The organism is Lelliottia jeotgali, assembly GCF_016771845.1.
GTDB lineage: Bacteria > Pseudomonadota > Gammaproteobacteria > Enterobacterales > Enterobacteriaceae > Enterobacter > Enterobacter jeotgali.
Genome location: NZ_JAENMQ010000008.1, coordinates 1 through 18,014, shown reverse-complemented (window position 1 = coordinate 18,014; position 18,014 = coordinate 1). Strand labels below are relative to the sequence as shown.

The window sequence follows — 18,014 nt, the reverse complement described above, 5'->3', positions numbered from 1 at the left end:
CGGGCTGGAATAAGGCACTGGATGATCACTCATTGCCTTAACCCCTTATCGCCCAAAGCTGCATATCCAATTCCGGGAAGGTGCCGGAAATATGCAGCGCCATCGCCCCAGCTTTCACCACGTCCTGCCAGGCTCCAGCCCCTTTATCCAGATCGAAATAGACGTAGCCGTCATGGTAAGGAAGCTGACGCGGTGCGGCGGTACGTGGGGTGAGCGGTACGCCAGGAACCTGGACGCTAACCACGTTACGGATCTTGTCCGTTGCGGCGATTTTCGACTGCTGAGTGAACTGGAGAATAATTTGGTTCTGCGGCATTCGCGCGCGGACGGCCAGCACAAAGGAGCCAGATTGCAGCAGCGTCGGATCGTTGACCGTGGCGATATACACACCATCGGAAAAGATCAGCGGCAGGTTCTGCGCCCGTGGCATCAGCACCGTATTGAGCGCACGGCGCAGTTCGGGAATCACCGTTTTGAAGGACTGAGTGAGGTCGCGATGGTTGTAAACTTCAACAGGACAGGGCAGACGACTGTTTTCGGTAAACGTCATCAATTCACCCAGCAGACAGACCAAATCCAGATAAAAGGATTCTGGGTGCAAGGTATGCAGATGGGTGCGATGAGTGAAATGCATCTGATTGCGGTTCAGCATCTGCAGCATCATAAATTCTGCCACGTCGGCAATACCGCTCTGCTCCGGCGAACCAATGCGTTTTGCCAGTTCGCTGGCACGATTACTGATGAGCCCCTGAACGTCGCCCGCAAACCCGTTTAGCACCTGGCTGACCCGGATGGCCTGACAGGTGGGGATAAATTGATCGTCCAGTACCAGCGCGCCATTTGGCAGCTGGCTGCGAATGCGACACAGGGGAAGCGTGACCAGCGCGCTCAGATCGTCTGCGCCGCTGACAATTTTGGGTGCCAGTTGGCCCAAAACAAGCTGCTGCACATCACCCTCGTCAGAGTGCAGATCGCGAATATCACTGCATGTCAGGCTGTAACGCTCCGTCCCCTGCCCTGCGCTCCGGCGGCCCTCAATTTCACAGGTGATATCGCTAATAACCGGCAACGCCAGATAGATATCATGGCTGCCGGGCTTTGCCAGATCAACGGGTTGGTACGGTGCGGGAAGTTGATCCTGCTCTGGAATGCTAAACACGGTGCCATCAGGCATACAGCCCGCCGCGTGATCGAGCATCAGTTTCCCCTGGGCCAGCAGTTCGGTATTGACTGACAGCGTTATAAATCCCCAGACAAAATCCCCTTGCGCGTTGACACGCTGGTTCAGCAGGTATTCCTGATTGCGCTGCTGCTGCTGGAAATGCTGTGGCTGAGCGAATAGCCCCTCCTGCCAGATCACCTTATTTTTCGTCGTCGCCATAATCAGTCATCCTCTTTTTTCATTTCGATGCTTCCCTGTCGGACATGCACCAACACACGGTAGTGGTGGCCCGTACCTTCCACCGGTTCGATCTGTTTCCACTGGGTGGACTGGTCGTCTGAGAAGTACGCCACAATGCCAATAAACTGCGTTTTTTCGTCCAGTTTTACCGGCGGCAGGGTTTTGATCGTGTCCGGCAGCAGACTGAAATCCTGGTGATCGATATAGTTTTTTCCCAGCACATCCGGCAGCGGTGTACTGGATATCTGGTCATAATCGGCGGCCTGTAATTTCGAGTCGTCGCTCATAAAAACCATTTGTACGTCTACGGGAGCGGCTTCACCATCCGCATTGGTGTTGGTGTCCGGCTCCGTCAACAACGTGGCGGTCACTTCAGAAGGTTGTTCAGCCTGTTTACCGACCTGAATATCTGGGTTACTGATCACCTGGCCGAGTTTCTTCGCCGTTTCGCAGCCGGTTAACAGCGCGCTCATCAGAACGCAGGCCAGAAACGCCCTTGTGTTCATGCTTCCGACTCCCGTTGATTCTCTCGCAGCACCCGGTCATAAACCTGGGCATAGACTTCGTTAAACAGCATTTCAAAACCCTGCTGACGGCTCGACGCCAGTTCGTCGTAATAGTGGCTGTACATCTGCCATGCCCCGGCATCATCCAGCCGCTGGCGCAGCTCATGGCTGCGGCGATACTGCACAAAACGGCGCATCAGGCTCTGGGGTGAGAAAGCATCCAGCAAAACGCGTAAAGACTCGACAATCGCTGCCCGGTTGGCCTCCTCATGGTGGCGGATATTGCGCAGGCTCTCTTTGACTGCCGCAGGCGCCGCAAGGTGGACTGGACTTTTACCTTCGGCGAACATCACATCCAGCGCAGTGGCGTAGTCCATATTCAGACGCAGCGGGTTATCTTCCAGCGGGCGTAAATGCTTATCTGACAGGCTGTTACGTTGATGCTGCAGATCAAGCAGTCCTTTTATTGCCGCCTGCAGCGTCCGCCCACTCTCCTCCAGAAAATCATCGGCTTCCTGAGAATTGCGTACCACAAGCGAACTTCCCAAACCGCGCAGCAAGGGGGTGACAGCAAGATGGCGATGCGCCATTTCCGCCGGAGAAGCATCTTCACTACGGCTGTCATGAGGGTCGGCATACATTGGCGGCAAATCCATATATTGATTATCGATTCCACTATTGCTGGCGGGAGAAGATTGCGGGACGGCAGGGGCGCCAGAGAGCAGGCCACCCGCCGTCGTCAGGCTTTCCGTTTGTAATGCCTGGAGCGGATCGGTGGAAAAACCATTAACTACGGTATCCGCGAGCTGGTGTCTGTGAGGCATTCCCGGATAAGCAGGCTGCCCGTCGGTGGTCAACAGCGCATCCGCCAGACGATCGCGATTGGTGACGATGGTTTCAGGGGCAGCCATTTGCTCGCTGTAACTGACCAGTTTTCCCTGATGGATAAAGACCTTCAGCGCCAGCGCCCCTAGCCCAATCTCATCCCCTTGACGCAGGCGTACCAGCCCGGCGTCTACGGACACCGGGGCCAGGTTGATCATCAGCCCCGGCATCAGGCTGCGCAGGCAGAAAGTACCGTCATGCAAAACAATCTCGCATGCGCGACCGGCAACTGACCCAGCCCGATCCTGCACCGCCCAGTGGCACGCCGCGGCATGGCCGATATCACCGCCTGCCGCTGAAAACAGGCATTTTGCGGCTCGGCCACTTTCCAGTTCGTTACCGTTCATCACCTGCAACGTAAGTGACAGTGCGGAGGACGATGTTTTTTCCTCAGTCATATGCGATTCCATAAAATTAATCCCTGATGTGGAGGGTGACGGATGGCGGCATTTTCGGTTCTCCGATAAATGCCGTTCGCCCGATACAGGATCGGGAAACGTCTCCCAGCCGCATTCCTTTCGCCTGCTCTGGAGCCAGATCCAACCGGAGATCCCAGGCAAATTGATCGCGAAGCAAGAAGGAAACGAACATGGTTAGCGCCTGGTGGTGCTCACCGTCCGGTAAGAATGAGAGATAACGCGCCATGGAAAGATTGCTGATCCGCAGCAAAAATTTCCCGCTACGATCGGACACTCGGGCACCGAGGGTAAAATTCACGCCTACTACTGAGCGCCCCGGAACATATCCGGAAGTTTTATTTTTTGGGTTTCTTACGCCAAGCCGGTTCTGCTGAGCGGGGTCAATCGGCACTTTGCGCAGTTGCCAGCTCTCAATGCTGACCTCAGGCAGATCGAAACAGTGGGAAACCAGATTGCACACTACATCCGGCGATCGCCCTGGCGTCGCAAGTATCCCGGCATAAGCCAGCATCTTGCTGTGGTTGATGGCGAGTCTGCCCCGCACACTGGCGTTACCCAGCCCAACCAAGGCATACATCCGCTGCGAAAAAGCATCAGTACCGCCATTGCGAAAACAGATGTGATAGCGGTATTTACGCCAGGCATGGTAGGCAAACTGCGTCCAGCGGTGGCTAAACAGATCGAGGAACTCTTTCAGCCCCTCTTCATTCTGGGCAGATTCTTGCGCCATCCTGTCCAGGTAGTAACCGGGCAACGGCGACTGACTGCCGGAGAACCCGAGAAATTGGGTGGTCAGAATAAACTGCCCCGCATCACTGCGCGCAAGCCAGCTCAGGTCGCTGCCTGGAAAAGCAATGCTGGCATCAGATTTGAACAGTGCCACTTCCTGCTCAGGGTCAGTGCGTAAAGATGGCTCCCGCTCGGCGCCGCCATAACGGCGGTACAACGAGTCCATCAGCACAAAAAAATTCGTCCCGCGCACATCCGGGAGTGGCGCCTTTTCTCTTACATCAGGGCGTGCTGGCCGGTATGTTGCCATTCCCAGGACTCCTGACTTTCGGTGTTAATAATTCTGAGGCAGTGAAACGAATTGATGCTGGCATACAGGGCGAAAAAGTATGACAAGACCGTCCCCAGCAGATAGATCTCACCTTCACAGACAAAAGGGGCGGGGTTTATCCACAGCGTTGTGGACAGACCGCGAACCGGTACGCCTTTAAATAGGCGATCAACTGGACAAGATTCCATCTTTTCGATGGCATCCAGCTTTTGCGAGGAAAGCCTGGCCTGCTGCGGATGGTGTATCCCGGGCAGATCAAAAGTGTGCAGCACCTGAATCAACGCTTCCCTGTCGAGCAGGGAGAGATAGTTTAGGTTCATGCAGGAGATGAGCGACCAGTGCATATTGCCGTCCGTCATCGGATACAGGGGACGGGTCGGACGCATAACGTTGCTAAAGGAGGCGACCGCTGGATTTTTGTTGACCGCCTCGCAGATATCTCCAGAGTGCAGAGAGGCGGGCAACATCCGGTTTGTGCACACCATTGAGGCTGTGAATATTTCACCGTTAAGATGGGATCGCTCCGGCATATCGCCATCGGCGTGGACAAAGGCGATGGAGTGATCCAGACCAGAATGGAACAGCGAGGTCTTTGTCCGGTGGTGCCAGTAGATCACCTCCCGCTGACGACTGTACTCAATCTGATGCTGAAACCCTTCGAACTCTGGCCAGACACGGAATTTCTGGCCCTGCCCGCTTTCATTCACTTTGCTGGATACCGCTTTTATCTGGAAGATATCGCAGGATTCCGGATGCTGCTGACTGGCAGAAAGCGGGTAATGTGGCGCAGTGCCATCCGGTCTGACGGGCTCGGAATGTTGAGGGAACAGATTTACTGCCGGCGTACAGTAGAGCCGCAGAGAATTCTTTCGAAGTTTGATGTCTGCGGGCAGCGGCAGATTAAAATGCAGGCGCAGCGTAAAGGCGCTAACCGGAAAATCTTCCGGCAATGGTGCAGCATCCCGCAGATGGAAGAAGAAAAAACTCTCCGGGTAACAGAAATATTCCTGCAGCACGCGATACCCATTATGAACGTTTTTCGGCCACGGCAGCAATGCATCTGTTGGTTCGAATCCTGCGGCTTCAAGCCTGAGTTCCGGCAGCGCTAAACGGCGGTCACCGGCAACCAGTTCGGCATCCATCAGATGTTCATTGAACCACAGGTAGAGCTGATGTCGGGTATAGTCATCCTCGTTACCCAACCAAAAGGTGAGCTTATTGAGATCCAGCGCATTGGGAGGAACGTTATCCTCGGTCGATAGGTCAATTTCAATGATCCCTGATTTGAGGCTACTGCTGTTCCTCACCTCCCGAACCGAAAGCGGCTGCAGCCAGATATCACGCGCAAGTGTGAAGTGGCAAACAGGCGGCGCAACTCGGGTATTATCCCCGAGCAACGCTCCCTGACCGAAACTCTGAGCATGGCTTCCGGTCCGCGTCTTCACGAGCTCATCGCGGCAAACCTGAACAATGGACTTCAGCTCTTTTCGCGGTTGATATTCAATCACGGTCATTGCCGGAACCGGGCGCAGGTAGTTAGGCCACAGCATATTGATGATGCCATGCGTAAATTCAGGAAACTCATCCTCCAGCTTTTGCCGCAGGCCACCGGAGAGAAAGGCAAAGGCTTCCAATAGCCGCTCCACATCCGGATCGCCCTCTTTCTCCGCCAGGAAACGGGCCAGATAAGGTTTCTCATGTGCCAGTAATTTGCCAAGCTGGCGCAGATAATCCAGCTCTTCGCGGTAGTAACGCTCTTCGAAGGCCATAGGATTACTCCACGCGCCATTGACGGTGGTTATCCAGCAGGATGTCAAATTCCAGAACATCCCGGCTGTTGCTAAAATCTATCGTTGCCACAATATGAAAACGCAGCTCCAGCGGCATACTGGCGTCTTCTGCAACGGCAGCAACGGACACATCCGAAATCCGAGGTTCGTAACCCAAAATACACTCCCTGATAGCCTGAACCATCCAGTCTCGTATGTTCATGGAATCAGGGGATTGATCGTTAAAATCATCAATCCCCAACTCTGGCGAACCATAACAGCTACCGGAACGGGTATTGAGTACGTTGCGCAGCGTCTCGCGCACAGAGCGCAACAGCGCCGCCTTTGAGCGCTGCTGCGAAGGCGTAATCGCCGCCTCGCGAATGCGCTCAAACAAACTGCTTCCGGACTCCCGCTCCGTTATCATGGCGCTTATTCCCTGTCTAAACGTCCGACTAAAGACAATTCAAACGACGCGCCCATATATTTGAAATGCGGACGGACGCTCAGTGCAACCTGGTACCAGCCCGGTTCGCCATCGACATCTGAGACTTCGATTTTCGCCTGACGCAGCGGTTTGCGACTGCGGACTTCAGAAGGTGGATTCTCTTGGTCTGCGACATATTGGCGAATCCAGGTATTCAGCTCGCGCTCCAGATCGCCGCGCTCTTTCCATGAACCAAGCTGTTCACGTTGAAGCACTTTGATGTAATGCGCTAATCGATTGATAACAAAGAGATAAGGCAGTTGAGTACCTAGTTTGTAATTGGTCTCTGCCTCCTTCCCTTCCACTGTGTTCGGGAAAACCTTTGGTTTCTGGACTGAGTTTGCTGAGAAAAAGGCTGCGTTATCAGAGCCCTTACGCATGGTTAACGTAATGAATCCCTGCTCCGCCAGCTCGTACTCCCGGCGATCGGTGATGAGAATTTCGGTCGGCACTTTTGCCTGAAGCTGTCCCATCGCCTCATACAGATGCACCGGCAAATCCTTCACAGCCCCACCGCTTTGTGGGCCGACAATATTCGGGCACCAGCGGGTCGACATGAAGCTTTCGGCCATATTGGCAGCCAGAAGAAACGCAGTATTCCCCCACAGATAATGATCGTGGCTCTTACTGACATCCTCATGATAGTTAAAACTTTTTATTGGGTTTTCATGCGGAACATAGGGGTGACGCAGTAAAAAACGCGGCGCTGTCAGACCAAGATTTCGGGCATCTTCCGATTCGCGTAGCGAACGCCATTTGGTGTAAGCCGGACCTTCAAAGATAGCGGCAACGTCTTTAATGCCGGGCAGCTCGGTAAAAGAGTCCAGTCCGAAAAATGCCGGAGATACTGAAGAGAGGAACGGGCTATGGGCCATCGCACTGACGGCACTAACGTGCTGCAGCAGCTTCATATCAGCCGTCGTATTGTCGAAACTGTAATTGCCAATAACTGCGGCGACAGGTTCACCGCCGAACTGCCCGAAACCGCTGGAGTAAACGTGGCGATAAAATCCGGATTGAGTGATTTCAGGAGCAAACGAGAAATCATCCAGAAGTTCTTCTTTCGTCACGTGCAGCAGGTGGATTTTGATGTTTTCACGTGGATCGGCATGATCTACCAGCAGTTTGAGGGAACGCAGGAAAGATTCCAGTTCCTGAAATTCCGGCGCATGCAGGATCAAGTCCATTTGACGGCTCATACGCGTGTCTATGTCTGCAATCATGCCGTTGACCGCCAGAATATCGACAGACTCAACCTCTTCGTCATTTTGCAGCAGCGCAGTAATAAAGGCTGTTACCCCCTGGCGAGCGATATCGTAGCTTTCTGATTCAGGTTTAAAACGAGTCTGCGCCATGATGTCATCAAGTAATGTGGGCGCTGCGACCTGTGCGATAGAAGCTGCCGCTTCAGGTAGTGTGATATCTGACATAGTGAAATCCTTGTACAAAGTTATTTCCGACCTGCGATGCCTAATTCCGTAATCAACTGCTCACGGCTAGCTTCGTTATCCAACAATGCCTTCAGCTGTGCCCGAAAGGCAGGGATATTGCCCATCGGCCCACGCAATGCGACCAGTGCTTCACGTAATTCCAGCATCTTTCGCATTTCTGGTATCTGGGCGGCAATATTGTCGGGCGCCAGATCAGCCAGCGATTTCACTTTCAGATTGATGCTCATGTTTGCATCCGGACTTTCATTGAGTATGGAAGTAACTGCGAAATTACGGCCAATATCCGCCTGCTCCAGTACTGCGTTGAAATTATTACGATTGATGGCAATAGGATGGCGTTCATCCAGCGGTGTATCATCCACAATACCCGTCAGATTACCGGTAACCAGCAGATTAAGGGGTAACTCAACCTCCGCAGTCTGGGAGCCTGTCTTAGGAGTAAATTTAATATTGACGCGCTCCCGTGGAGCAATGCTGCCGTCATTTTTTTGGCTGCTCATACAAATAGTCCTTCAGGTAATTGACCAGGCCATCAATGCAGCACATTCCGTACCACGAAACACACCGGAAATGCCGCCGCAGTGGCGGTTAATGAAATAAGAATGCCTTTATCAACTCACATCCTACGCGAATACAACATAGCAAAAATACTTCGATTCCGGATAAGCAATGGCTATTTGTCAGATATAAAATGCGTGTTATAAACGATTTAAAAGCCGTGGACAACCCAAAGGCAATCGCACAACCCATTGATTAAAATGCAGATGTAATAACTTCATAATTTTATTTGATAATTGCAGACTTATATATTCATGTCGCAGATATCAATTTAAGGAATCTCTCATACATCATCAGCGGAAAAATACACAAAGAGATTGACACGATATTTTCTATGATTCAGTCTCGCCCATTGGGTTTATCATGACAAACTATAACTACGGATTATATATACCGTTAACTCATATATTCATGATGGGCATTTAAAAGTGACTGAAAATTATTTAACGGCGACTATTTCTTCTCATAGCCAGTAACCGGGATGCAGAAACTGAAAACTTCAGGAATGAGTCGTTTCGCTATTTACCTGTCGAGGATAAACGGCAGGTGATCATCAGCAGTCATTGAAACATTAACAAGGAGTTTGAAAATGCCTACACCGTGTTACATCTCAATCACGGGTCAGACCCAGGGAAATATTACCGCAGGTGCATTTACCGCACCGTCGGTTGGCAACATCTATGTGCAGGGTCACGAAGATGAAATGCTAGTACAGGAATTTCATCACAACGTGACAGTCCCTACGGATCCGCAGTCTGGACAGCCATCTGGCCAGCGCGCTCACAAGCCATTCATTTTTACCGTGGCGCTGAACAAAGCCGTACCGCTGCTCTATAACGCACTGGCGTCCGGCGAGATGTTACCAACCACTGAACTTCACTGGTGGCGTACCTCCATTGAGGGTAAGCAAGAACACTTCTTTACCACCCGCCTGACCGACTCCACCATCGTGGATATCGACTGCAACATGCCACACTGTCAGGACACGGAAAAGCGCGAATTTACCCAATTAATTCAGGTCTCTCTCGCATACCGTAAAATCGAGTGGGAGCACGTGAAGTCAGGTACCTCAGGTGCCGATGACTGGCGTGCACCACTGGAAGCATAAGTTAAACCAACAGCATCCAGCCCATAGGGCTGGATGCTGTTTTTGTATCGTGCAGTAGAAAAAGAGCGTTGTTAATAGGTGACGTTTTATGGGAGATGGCGGATGCCGGAGACTTCGGCGGTAGCGTGTCTGAGAAAAACATATTATGAGCAAAAATGAACAAAGTATTTCAAGTCATCATGTTCGTAAACTTGCTCAAGGAAAGAGCGTTTAGCAAGGAGATCTTTCAACACGTGCAGGGGAACACAGAAGAGATACCAGCGAGACTGTTCCAACACAATATCTGAGTGTCTGGAAAAATAATCTTCCCGGATTTTGACCTTCGAGCTGTTTATGAAAATGATTAAAAATATTCTATTTATTTTAACCATGATGTTATCTGGCGTTGTTGGTTGTATTGCAACTGAACCTGGTAGCATACCGTTAGATGGACTTAACAATAATAGTTTCGACGTTGGTGAGATTGCTGATAATGAGATTCCTGATTTGAAACACTCCACTTGTACATTGCGCCTTGCTGATAATAAGAAGGAGAATTTCTATAACCGTGTCGAAGGCGCAATTTGCCCAGTAGGTGGGAAAGAGTGTACATAGTCAGCCATTATGAAATTGAATGGAACTTTAACCACATTAAAACAGATATCATAAAATAATAACACTTCCATTTTTCAGGGGGGGGGGGCGGAATTGTTATTACAATACTACTAAACCCATTAAAAAAATAGAAATGAATGAAGAAGGATATGACACTAAATTCGCGATCATTATAGAAAAACAATAGTCAAATGAAGGTAGAAATGTCTGGATACTGCGGCCTCTAAAAAATAAAAACGAGATAAATCATCATGAATCTGGCTGTAAAGCAAAATGAACTTATACAAATAATGAATTGTGTCGCAAGCAAATACATGGAATGGAGTCTTGCCAAAGACCAATTTATCAGTGAAGTGATTAATTACTCATCGCAAATAAATTCGAATGTATTTTCGGGAAACTTAACTGAACGCGAAGCCATCGAAGCTATTGATCTTGAAATTACATCCCTGAGAAGGCAGGATGATGAATTATCTAAAAGCCAGGTTAAACAGGTTATTCTCCTTCACCCAACATATCATGAGAGGACCAGAGGAAGCGGTGGAAGGGAAACCATAAATGTTGACCTGTTCATCGCTGGTGCTGGATTTATTGCCGGAGGATTACAGGTTGTCTCTGGAATTGGAATGATTGGCACAGGTGCAGGGATGATTCCAGGAGCATTATTGACAGCTCATGGGATCAACAATCTTATTGAGAATGGCTATTATTTGCTTTATCGGCAAACTTGCACCGGCCCCTTACGTTTTGTTTATGAGGGATTGGGAGAGCTATTTGGCTTGGATGCTAGAGATTCTGATATTTTTTATACTTTTGTAGATGTTGCTCTGTCAATAAATGGTTTACTCGAATATAAATTGACTGAGGATGCACAAAGACTCTACCGTTATATCAATGCAGATCTGCTTTGGGGTATGAAGAAAATGGGAGTAACTCTAATGGGGCCGGGTGATTTATTTATTGAGATAGTCGGCGACCTGAATACAGTAGTAGGACAATGGAGAGGATATTAATGATCATTGATTTTGTTTTCGAGGCGCTTGGGAATAAAACAAATCTCTTATACATTGCTTTCTCACTGCTCGGATTGCATATTAATTTCACCATTGTAAATAAAATATTAAAATCTGAAAACCCTGCATCCCACCTTTACGCGATCATAACATCATTGGCATTACCATTATTCCATTTCTATGTGTTTAATTTTGGAAGAATACCTTTTGTGGATATCTATATTGATAACAACATTCCACTTTATTACATTTCATTCGGTTTAGCATGGTTAAGTTCATTACCCTACATTATCGCAAGAAAACTTCACTCATAGGAAACACCACTATTTCTAGCAATACAGATTGTCTGTCATCATTCTCAAAATAAACAATTTAAAAATCTAAAATATAAAAAACCACTTCACACTCAAAAAAATCACAACCCCATAATGTTTCCAACTTAATTAATCCATTGCCGAATCATTCACTAATATTTTATTTCTCTTAAGGATAAATATATGCCATTGAAAGGACTTCGATTTACGCTAGATGTGGATGGTCAGTCATCTGATACATTCGCTGTAGTCAGTTTCTGGTTAAAGCAGAGACTCTCATTTCCATTTGTATTAGATGTTGATGTAGCGAGTAAATCCTTTAACCAAGAAGCGCATAATTTATTAGAAAAAAAAGCGACACTAACCATTTGGCAAGGCCCAAAGGCTCTTCGCTATGTCACTGGTGTAGTCTCCAGTTTTGGAATGAAGGAAAATAATCGCTGGCAAATGCAGTATCGTTTTTGTATCCAGCCCCCTCTCTGGCGCTGCGGCCTGCGACAGAATTTCCGCATCTTTCAACAGCAAGATATCCAGACGATCTCTGCAACGCTTCTGAATGAAAGCGGGATTAGTGACTGGGCCCCATCTTTTAATGCCAGTCACACTTCCCGTGAATTTTGCGTGCAGTACGGCGAAACCGATCTGGCATTTTTATCACGTCTCTGGGCTGAAGAAGGCATCTTCTTTTATGACAAACACTTCCCTGGCGGCCCAAACCAGAAACTGATGCTGTGTGATGACGTGGCCAGCCTGTCTTCACTCATTGATACGATGATCTTCAACCCAAATATAACGACTGAAGTGAGTCGTGAATGCATAAGTGAATTCCATTATGACGCAGGAGTACGCCCTTCATCAGTTCTGAGTAAAGATTTTACATTCAAAGTACCCGGCTGGAACGGCACATTTACCCAGCACGGCGAGAATCTGAATAATCAACTCACACAGTATGAAATCTATGACTATCCGGGGCGTTTCAAAGATGAGCAGCACGGTCAGGATTTTTCCCGTTATCAGATGGATGGTTTACGTAACAACGCAGAGACGGCCTACGGTCTCAGCAACTCCCCCAAACTATGGCCAGGTTCCAGCTTTGCGCTTGAAAATCATCCGCAAGAAACGCTTAACCGAGAATGGCAGGTTGTGCGGAGCACTATTGTAGGGCAGCAACCTCAGGCATTGCACGGAAACTCGGGCACGGGTACCACATTGAATAATCAATTTTCCGTCATCCCGGCAGACCGCACCTGGAGAGCTAAACCCCTCCCCAAACCCAAAGTCGACGGCCCACAAAGCGCCATCGTCACTGGCCCTGCAGGAGAGGAAATCTTCTGCGACGAGCATGGCCGCGTACGTGTGCAGTTTCACTGGGACAGGTATAACCCTAAAGATGAGAGCAGTTCCTGCTGGGTGCGGGTATCGCAGGCGTGGGCAGGCGCAGGATTTGGCAACCTGGCTATTCCGCGCATCAACCAGGAAGTGATTGTCGATTTCCTCAACGGCGACCCGGACCAGCCCATCATTATGGGGCGCACCTATCACGCGGATAACACCTCCCCCGGTGGCCTGCCTGGCACAAAAACGCAGATGACCATCCGCTCGAAAACGTACATGGGCAGCGGGTTTAACGAGCTTCGTTTTGAAGATGCGACCGGCAAAGAGCAGGTCTACATCCATGCCCAGAAGGACATGGAAACCGAGGTGTTGCATGACCGGAAGACGACGGTAGACCACGATCACACTGAAACAGTGAAGAACAATCAGGCGATTACGGTCATCGTCGGTCAGACAGTGAATGTCGGCAGCAAAAAAGAAGGCGGGCACGATCAGAAAGTCACCGTTGCCAATGATCAAACCATTACCGTGCAGAACAACCAGACGCTAGATGTCACTGAGAATCGCACGAAAACCGTTGGCGGCGATCAGGAGACCACTATCACCGGGAATGATACTGAAACCGTAATCAAGGATCAGCAAATCACCGTGAACAAGAGTTACTCACTCGACGTTACGAACGCCGCCACCGTCCATTCTGCCGAGAAAATCGAGCTGAAGTGTGGCGCCAGCTCTATCACGCTGGAGGCTGGAGGGAAGGTCACTATTACCGGGACAGCATTTGAATTTACGGCCAGCGGTCCGGCCACTATCAAAGGCAAAGACGTTCTCATTAACTAAGGCGTGAAAAATGGAATTTCGTAATCTGACGCCGTTTTCAGTAATGGAATACGCCATGGATGACAAACATAATGAACGCCATCGTGTCGTTGTCATGAAAACCGGCTTCAAACTTAAGCAGGATGAGAGTGGACAATGGCAGCCACAACTGATGGAAAATCCTCCATTACCTTTGTGTGTGGAGGATGAGTTTGTCGGGGAAATGAATAACTCCCCTGTGCTTCGTGAAAGCGACCTTGCCCCCTTTAAACCCGCCTGTGACATCATCATCAACGGAACAGCTTACACACCGGGCGGCGGCCCCGTATCAGAAATGACAGCGGGCGTGCTGATGCGTTCACCCACGGATGAAGTCATTCTGGACAAAAAATTACGGGTGACGGGTAAACGTTTTTACCAGCGTCATGCACTCACGGGCCAGTGGAGTGAAACAGAACCCGAGCCGTTCACCTCCCTGCCACTGGATTACCGCCATGCCTTTGGCGGCGAATGTCGCGTGGTGGCTGACAGTAAAAATGCCAGCCGAATCCCTGAACAATACTGCCTTACCGAGGCCCAGCTCAGCAAACATCCTGACCAGGATAACCCGACAGTGGCACACATCGCCTGCGCAGTGAATCCGCTGGGGTTGGGTTATACACAGCCGTGGTACCTGAAAGCCTGTGACATTCACCAGGTAGAAGCGCCGCGTATTATCGCCACTGACAGCCCGTTCACTCTTGATCATTTTTTTGCCTGCCTGGACGGAAAAGCCGACTGGTCTGCGCCTCAATTTCAGCCTGCGGGTTTTGGCTGTATCACCCGAACCTGGTTGCCGCGTCTGCCGCTGGCCGGCACTTATGACCGGAAATGGCTGGAAAACCGCCATCCCAACCTGCCTGAAGATTTCAATTTTAGTTACTGGAACAGCGCACCGGGCAATCAGCAAATCCCCTTTCCTGAACCCAGTTCAACAATCACCCTCCAGGGGCTGCATCCTGGTGGGGACATCACCTTCACGCTGCCCGCAAACCAGGCCGTTATTTTGCTGCGGATGAATACGGGGGCGTTAGCACCCCAGAATATGTGGGTCGACACATTAGTCATTGATACCGATGCTCTCACGGTAGCACAGACATGGCGTTATTTGCTGCCAGCCAATTCGCCAGTGCGGGTAATGGAAGCGCGCTACAGCATGGAAGGAGAATCATTATGGCGCTGAATTATATCGCTCGTCAGGACGCATCGTGGACGGTCGTCAGCACCACTCCGGATGTCTGTAAAACCCCGATTGGACCGTCCGTAGTGCCCATCCCTTATCCGGTAACCGCCGACATGGTGAGTTCAGTACTGACGGTACCTACTGTATTGGCCAACGACTGCCCGGTTCTGGTGCTGAATCAAAGTTTTATTCCCACGACTAAAGGTGATAAAGCAGGTGTAGCGAAAGGAATTAAAAGTGGAACGGTTGAAGATATTTGCGAACCCCTGGAGTCGAGCACAACCGTTCACGTCGGGGGAAAACCCGTTCTGCGGCACAACGATGCATTCTGGATGAATGCCCGCAATACAACAGGGATTATTTTGGGTCAGCCTCCTGCCGCTAGCGTGCCCGCCAGTCAGGCCGATCCGGCTGTGGTGCCCGAAACAGCAGACGAACAAAGCTACATTAATGGCCTGATAAATCACTACAGGAAACAAGCGGAGTCACAGCCTGACGACGAGCAGGCCAGGGAAGCCTTTAAGGATTTTACGACTGACCATACGCCAGACGGGGTGATGAACAGCCATGACATTGGCGCAATGCTCTATTCGTCCGGTTACTATCACACTGCTCCTGAAGCTGCACGGAACATGGCAGAACAGATTGGGGGGGAGGCTCTCGAGACCTATAATGCAGCGGATACCCCTCAAAACAGGGCATTGATGACTGCAGCACAAAGTCTGGTCATGGGCTTTGCGCTAAGAACAGTCGGTAGTGCAGCAATGGACGGCGCCAATATCAGTGGGAAAATCAAAGTACTGGAAGGTGAAGGGAAAGGTGTTTTCAGCGGCATCTGCACCAAACCCGGTGAACCCGTCGATGCCGGAACCGGTGATTTTCTCCAGCATTTCAGCGTCCTTTCCCTGCCCGGTTCACTTCCCCTGTCAATTTCCCGCTTTTATCGCTCACAGGCAAAAGGCAGCGGTATTTTCGGTCCTAAATGGAGCGATGAGTGGTCATGCTCACTGTCCTTGCACGGTGATAATCTGCACTTCACTGATGCCGAAGGCGTGGTGCTCTATTATCCCATTCCGCAGGACGGCATTTTCCGTGATGCAGTAAATGGCCGTCAGGCCCACTACCGGCTTTCCGGAAGTCTTAGCGACGGGCTGTCAGTCCTCGACCGCCGTTCGCAGCAGACGCAACAGTTTACGCTAACGCAAAATGGCATCTGGCGGCTCTGTATCCTGCACGACCGCCACGGCAATCGGGCTGAATTCCTTTACACCGACGATTTGCTGACGGGCATCCGCCACAGCGACGGCTACACGCTCGAACTTGTCTGGCAACAGTCCCGCCTTGTGAACATCGACCTTGCCACCCCGCAGCGCCAGCGCATGGTCACCTGCCATTACGATGAGCACGGGTTTCTCAGCGAATGTGACACCTTCCAGTTCTCGCATTTATGGCATGAATACTCACCAGAAGGGTATATGACTTTCTGGCGGGACACCGATAAAACCCGAGTTGATATCCGTTATGACACACAGGGTCGGGCCATCAGCACGCTGTCAACGGAAGGCTATTACGACGACCGTTTCGTCTATGACGACGAAGAGCACTGCACCACTTATCTCGACGCCGAAGGTGGCGAAACCCGCTTCTGGTATAACGACGACGGACTCGTCACGCGCAGCATCGACCCGCTGGGGCGCGAAGAGCACTCCATCTGGGACAACACCCGGCTTCAGTCCCGCACCGACGCGCTCGGGCGCATCACAAAATATGATTACAACCGTGAAGGCGGCATCCGTCAGGTCGCTCTCCCGGGCGGATACAGTCTGTATTACGACTACAACGAAAACGGCCAGCTGACCCGCCTGAGGGGCCCGGGCGACCAGGTGTGGCTGTGGGACTACGACGACAACGGCAGCGTGGTCACTCTCACCGATCCGCAGGGCCGCAAACAGCAGTTCAGCCACAGCACACAGGGCGACCTGCTGACCCACATTCTGCCCAATGGCGCCACCTGGGTATGGCATCATGATGCCCTGCACCAGATTCAGGAAACCGTGGCCCCTGATGGCGGTGTCACTCACACCGAAACCGATTTTCTCGGCCGCCTGCTGAGTGTGAAAGACCCGCTGGGATTCACCACACAGTTCCGTCACAGTAAAACCCACGCGGGGCCACAGGGCAGCGTTGAGGAAATCAATCGGCCCGAAGGCGTGCGCGAACTGATGTGCCAGAACAGCGAGAAACTGCCGGAGAGCTTCACCGATGGTGAAGGGAAAACCACCCGATATGAATACGGTGCCTTTGACCTGCTGGCCGCCGTCATCCGCCCGGACGGCGAACAGCTGACATGTCGCTACGACAGACTCACCCGTTTAACAGAAGTCACCAGTGCCGCAGGTGAGCGCTACCGGCTGGAATACGACAAAGCCGGGCAGCTTATCGCAGAAACCGACTTCACCGGCCGCACGCTGCGCTATGAATACGACGCCGCAGGTCGCTGCATCCGCACCACCTTCCCGGATGGCACGCATCTCAACCGCCGCTATAACGTAACCGACCAGCTCACCGATGAAGAGGTCACGCGCGGCGACAGTGACCGCATCCTCAGCGCCACGTCTTTTCGCTATGACACTCTGTGCCGCCTGGTCGAGGCTAAAAATAACGATGCCACCGTCACGTATGAGTACGATGATGCCGGGCGTATCACCGCCGAAACCCTCAACGGCAGGCGCACCGAGTACGGCTACGATGAACAACGTGATTACGTCACACGGCGTACCACCGGCGGCATCACCGAGCGCTTCACCCGTGGGTTAATGGGCGAACTGAAAACCTGGCAGCTTAACGACCACGCCCCGCTCACATTTGAGCACGACCTGCGCGGCCAGGAAATATCCCGTTGCAGTGACGCCGGGTTTTACCAGCAACACGGCTACACACCGGCCGGCATGCTGGCAAGGCAGAGAGCCGGGGACCATAGCGCCGGGCCACATGACCGGAACAAAATCCTGACGCGGGAATGGCTGTACGACAAAGCGTTCAACCTCACGATGATATCCGACTCGCTGCGCG

14 protein-coding genes are annotated in these 18,014 nt (G+C 51.2%); 6 read left to right on the top strand and 8 right to left on the bottom strand.

Annotation, left to right across the window (positions count from 1 at the left end):
- Positions 1 to 37: 37 nt before the first annotated feature.
- The 8 genes from tssK to tssB are packed head-to-tail and all read right to left on the bottom strand — an operon-like array spanning position 38 to position 8,479.
- Positions 38 to 1,381: a type VI secretion system baseplate subunit TssK gene (gene tssK / locus JBO43_RS15025; RefSeq protein WP_202674635.1), complete on the bottom strand. Its 1,344-nt coding sequence runs from the start codon at positions 1,379 to 1,381 to the stop codon at positions 38 to 40.
- A 2-nt stretch (positions 1,382 to 1,383) separates the two neighbouring features.
- Positions 1,384 to 1,908 (bottom strand): type VI secretion system lipoprotein TssJ, encoded by a 525-nt coding sequence (gene tssJ / locus JBO43_RS15020; protein ID WP_202674634.1) that lies wholly within the window; start codon positions 1,906 to 1,908, stop codon positions 1,384 to 1,386.
- Positions 1,905 to 3,191, bottom strand: a complete 1,287-nt coding sequence (gene tagH, locus JBO43_RS15015; RefSeq protein ID WP_331251899.1) for a type VI secretion system-associated FHA domain protein TagH — start codon at positions 3,189 to 3,191, stop codon at positions 1,905 to 1,907. Before tagH ends, tssJ begins: the two co-directional genes overlap by 4 nt.
- Before the next feature lie 16 nt (positions 3,192 to 3,207).
- Positions 3,208 to 4,251 carry a type VI secretion system baseplate subunit TssG gene (gene tssG / locus JBO43_RS15010; RefSeq protein WP_202674632.1) on the bottom strand — a complete coding sequence of 348 codons (1,044 nt, stop codon included), beginning with the start codon at positions 4,249 to 4,251 and terminating at the stop codon, positions 3,208 to 3,210.
- A complete protein-coding gene (gene tssF, locus JBO43_RS15005; RefSeq protein WP_202674631.1) occupies positions 4,218 to 6,041 on the bottom strand; it encodes a type VI secretion system baseplate subunit TssF in 1,824 nt (607 codons plus the stop codon). The genes tssG and tssF overlap by 34 nt, the downstream gene beginning before the upstream one ends.
- Before the next feature lie 4 nt (positions 6,042 to 6,045).
- The gene (gene tssE / locus JBO43_RS15000; protein ID WP_202674694.1) at positions 6,046 to 6,465 is read right to left on the bottom strand and encodes a type VI secretion system baseplate subunit TssE; all 420 of its coding nucleotides are present in this window, start codon (positions 6,463 to 6,465) and stop codon (positions 6,046 to 6,048) included.
- 8 nt (positions 6,466 to 6,473) lie between these two features.
- Positions 6,474 to 7,958, bottom strand: a complete 1,485-nt coding sequence (gene tssC / locus JBO43_RS14995) for a type VI secretion system contractile sheath large subunit (RefSeq protein WP_202674630.1) — start codon at positions 7,956 to 7,958, stop codon at positions 6,474 to 6,476.
- Positions 7,959 to 7,978: 20 nt separating this feature from the next.
- Positions 7,979 to 8,479, bottom strand: a complete 501-nt coding sequence (tssB, locus tag JBO43_RS14990) for a type VI secretion system contractile sheath small subunit (protein WP_202674629.1) — start codon at positions 8,477 to 8,479, stop codon at positions 7,979 to 7,981.
- 647 nt (positions 8,480 to 9,126) lie between these two features.
- Here tssB and JBO43_RS14985 point away from each other — a divergent pair.
- The 6 genes from JBO43_RS14985 to JBO43_RS14960 form a co-directional block, all read left to right on the top strand.
- Positions 9,127 to 9,645, top strand: a complete 519-nt coding sequence (locus JBO43_RS14985) for an Hcp family type VI secretion system effector (RefSeq protein ID WP_202674628.1) — start codon at positions 9,127 to 9,129, stop codon at positions 9,643 to 9,645.
- A gap of 333 nt (positions 9,646 to 9,978) precedes the next feature.
- A complete protein-coding gene (locus JBO43_RS23005) occupies positions 9,979 to 10,239 on the top strand; it encodes a hypothetical protein (RefSeq protein WP_237730075.1) in 261 nt (86 codons plus the stop codon).
- 251 nt (positions 10,240 to 10,490) lie between these two features.
- Positions 10,491 to 11,252: a DUF4225 domain-containing protein gene (locus JBO43_RS14975; protein WP_202674627.1), complete on the top strand. Its 762-nt coding sequence runs from the start codon at positions 10,491 to 10,493 to the stop codon at positions 11,250 to 11,252.
- A 497-nt stretch (positions 11,253 to 11,749) separates the two neighbouring features.
- Entirely contained in the window at positions 11,750 to 13,741 is a 1,992-nt protein-coding gene (tssI, locus tag JBO43_RS14970) for a type VI secretion system Vgr family protein (protein WP_202674626.1), read from the top strand.
- 10 nt (positions 13,742 to 13,751) lie between these two features.
- Positions 13,752 to 14,942 carry a DUF2169 family type VI secretion system accessory protein gene (locus JBO43_RS14965; RefSeq protein WP_202674625.1) on the top strand — a complete coding sequence of 397 codons (1,191 nt, stop codon included), beginning with the start codon at positions 13,752 to 13,754 and terminating at the stop codon, positions 14,940 to 14,942.
- On the top strand, positions 14,933 to 18,014 hold a 3,082-nt coding region (locus JBO43_RS14960), incomplete at its 3' end, for a PAAR-like domain-containing protein (protein ID WP_237730074.1). The genes JBO43_RS14965 and JBO43_RS14960, both read left to right, overlap by 10 nt.

Excerpts from the sequence above, each read along its gene's own strand:
- tssB (WP_202674629.1), bottom strand. The coding sequence starts at position 8,479 with ATGAGCAGCCAAAAAAATGACGGCAGCATTGCTCCACGGGAGCGCGTC.
- tssJ (WP_202674634.1), bottom strand. The coding sequence starts at position 1,908 with ATGAACACAAGGGCGTTTCTGGCCTGCGTTCTGATGAGCGCGCTGTTA.
- JBO43_RS14985 (WP_202674628.1), top strand. The coding sequence starts at position 9,127 with ATGCCTACACCGTGTTACATCTCAATCACGGGTCAGACCCAGGGAAAT.
- tssG (WP_202674632.1), bottom strand. The coding sequence starts at position 4,251 with ATGGCAACATACCGGCCAGCACGCCCTGATGTAAGAGAAAAGGCGCCA.
- tssI (WP_202674626.1), top strand. The coding sequence starts at position 11,750 with ATGCCATTGAAAGGACTTCGATTTACGCTAGATGTGGATGGTCAGTCA.
- tssC (WP_202674630.1), bottom strand. The coding sequence starts at position 7,958 with ATGTCAGATATCACACTACCTGAAGCGGCAGCTTCTATCGCACAGGTC.
- tssF (WP_202674631.1), bottom strand. The coding sequence starts at position 6,041 with ATGGCCTTCGAAGAGCGTTACTACCGCGAAGAGCTGGATTATCTGCGC.
- tssK (WP_202674635.1), bottom strand. The coding sequence starts at position 1,381 with ATGGCGACGACGAAAAATAAGGTGATCTGGCAGGAGGGGCTATTCGCT.
- tagH (WP_331251899.1), bottom strand. The coding sequence starts at position 3,191 with ATGACTGAGGAAAAAACATCGTCCTCCGCACTGTCACTTACGTTGCAG.
- JBO43_RS14975 (WP_202674627.1), top strand. The coding sequence starts at position 10,491 with ATGAATCTGGCTGTAAAGCAAAATGAACTTATACAAATAATGAATTGT.
- JBO43_RS23005 (WP_237730075.1), top strand. The coding sequence starts at position 9,979 with ATGAAAATGATTAAAAATATTCTATTTATTTTAACCATGATGTTATCT.
- JBO43_RS14965 (WP_202674625.1), top strand. The coding sequence starts at position 13,752 with ATGGAATTTCGTAATCTGACGCCGTTTTCAGTAATGGAATACGCCATG.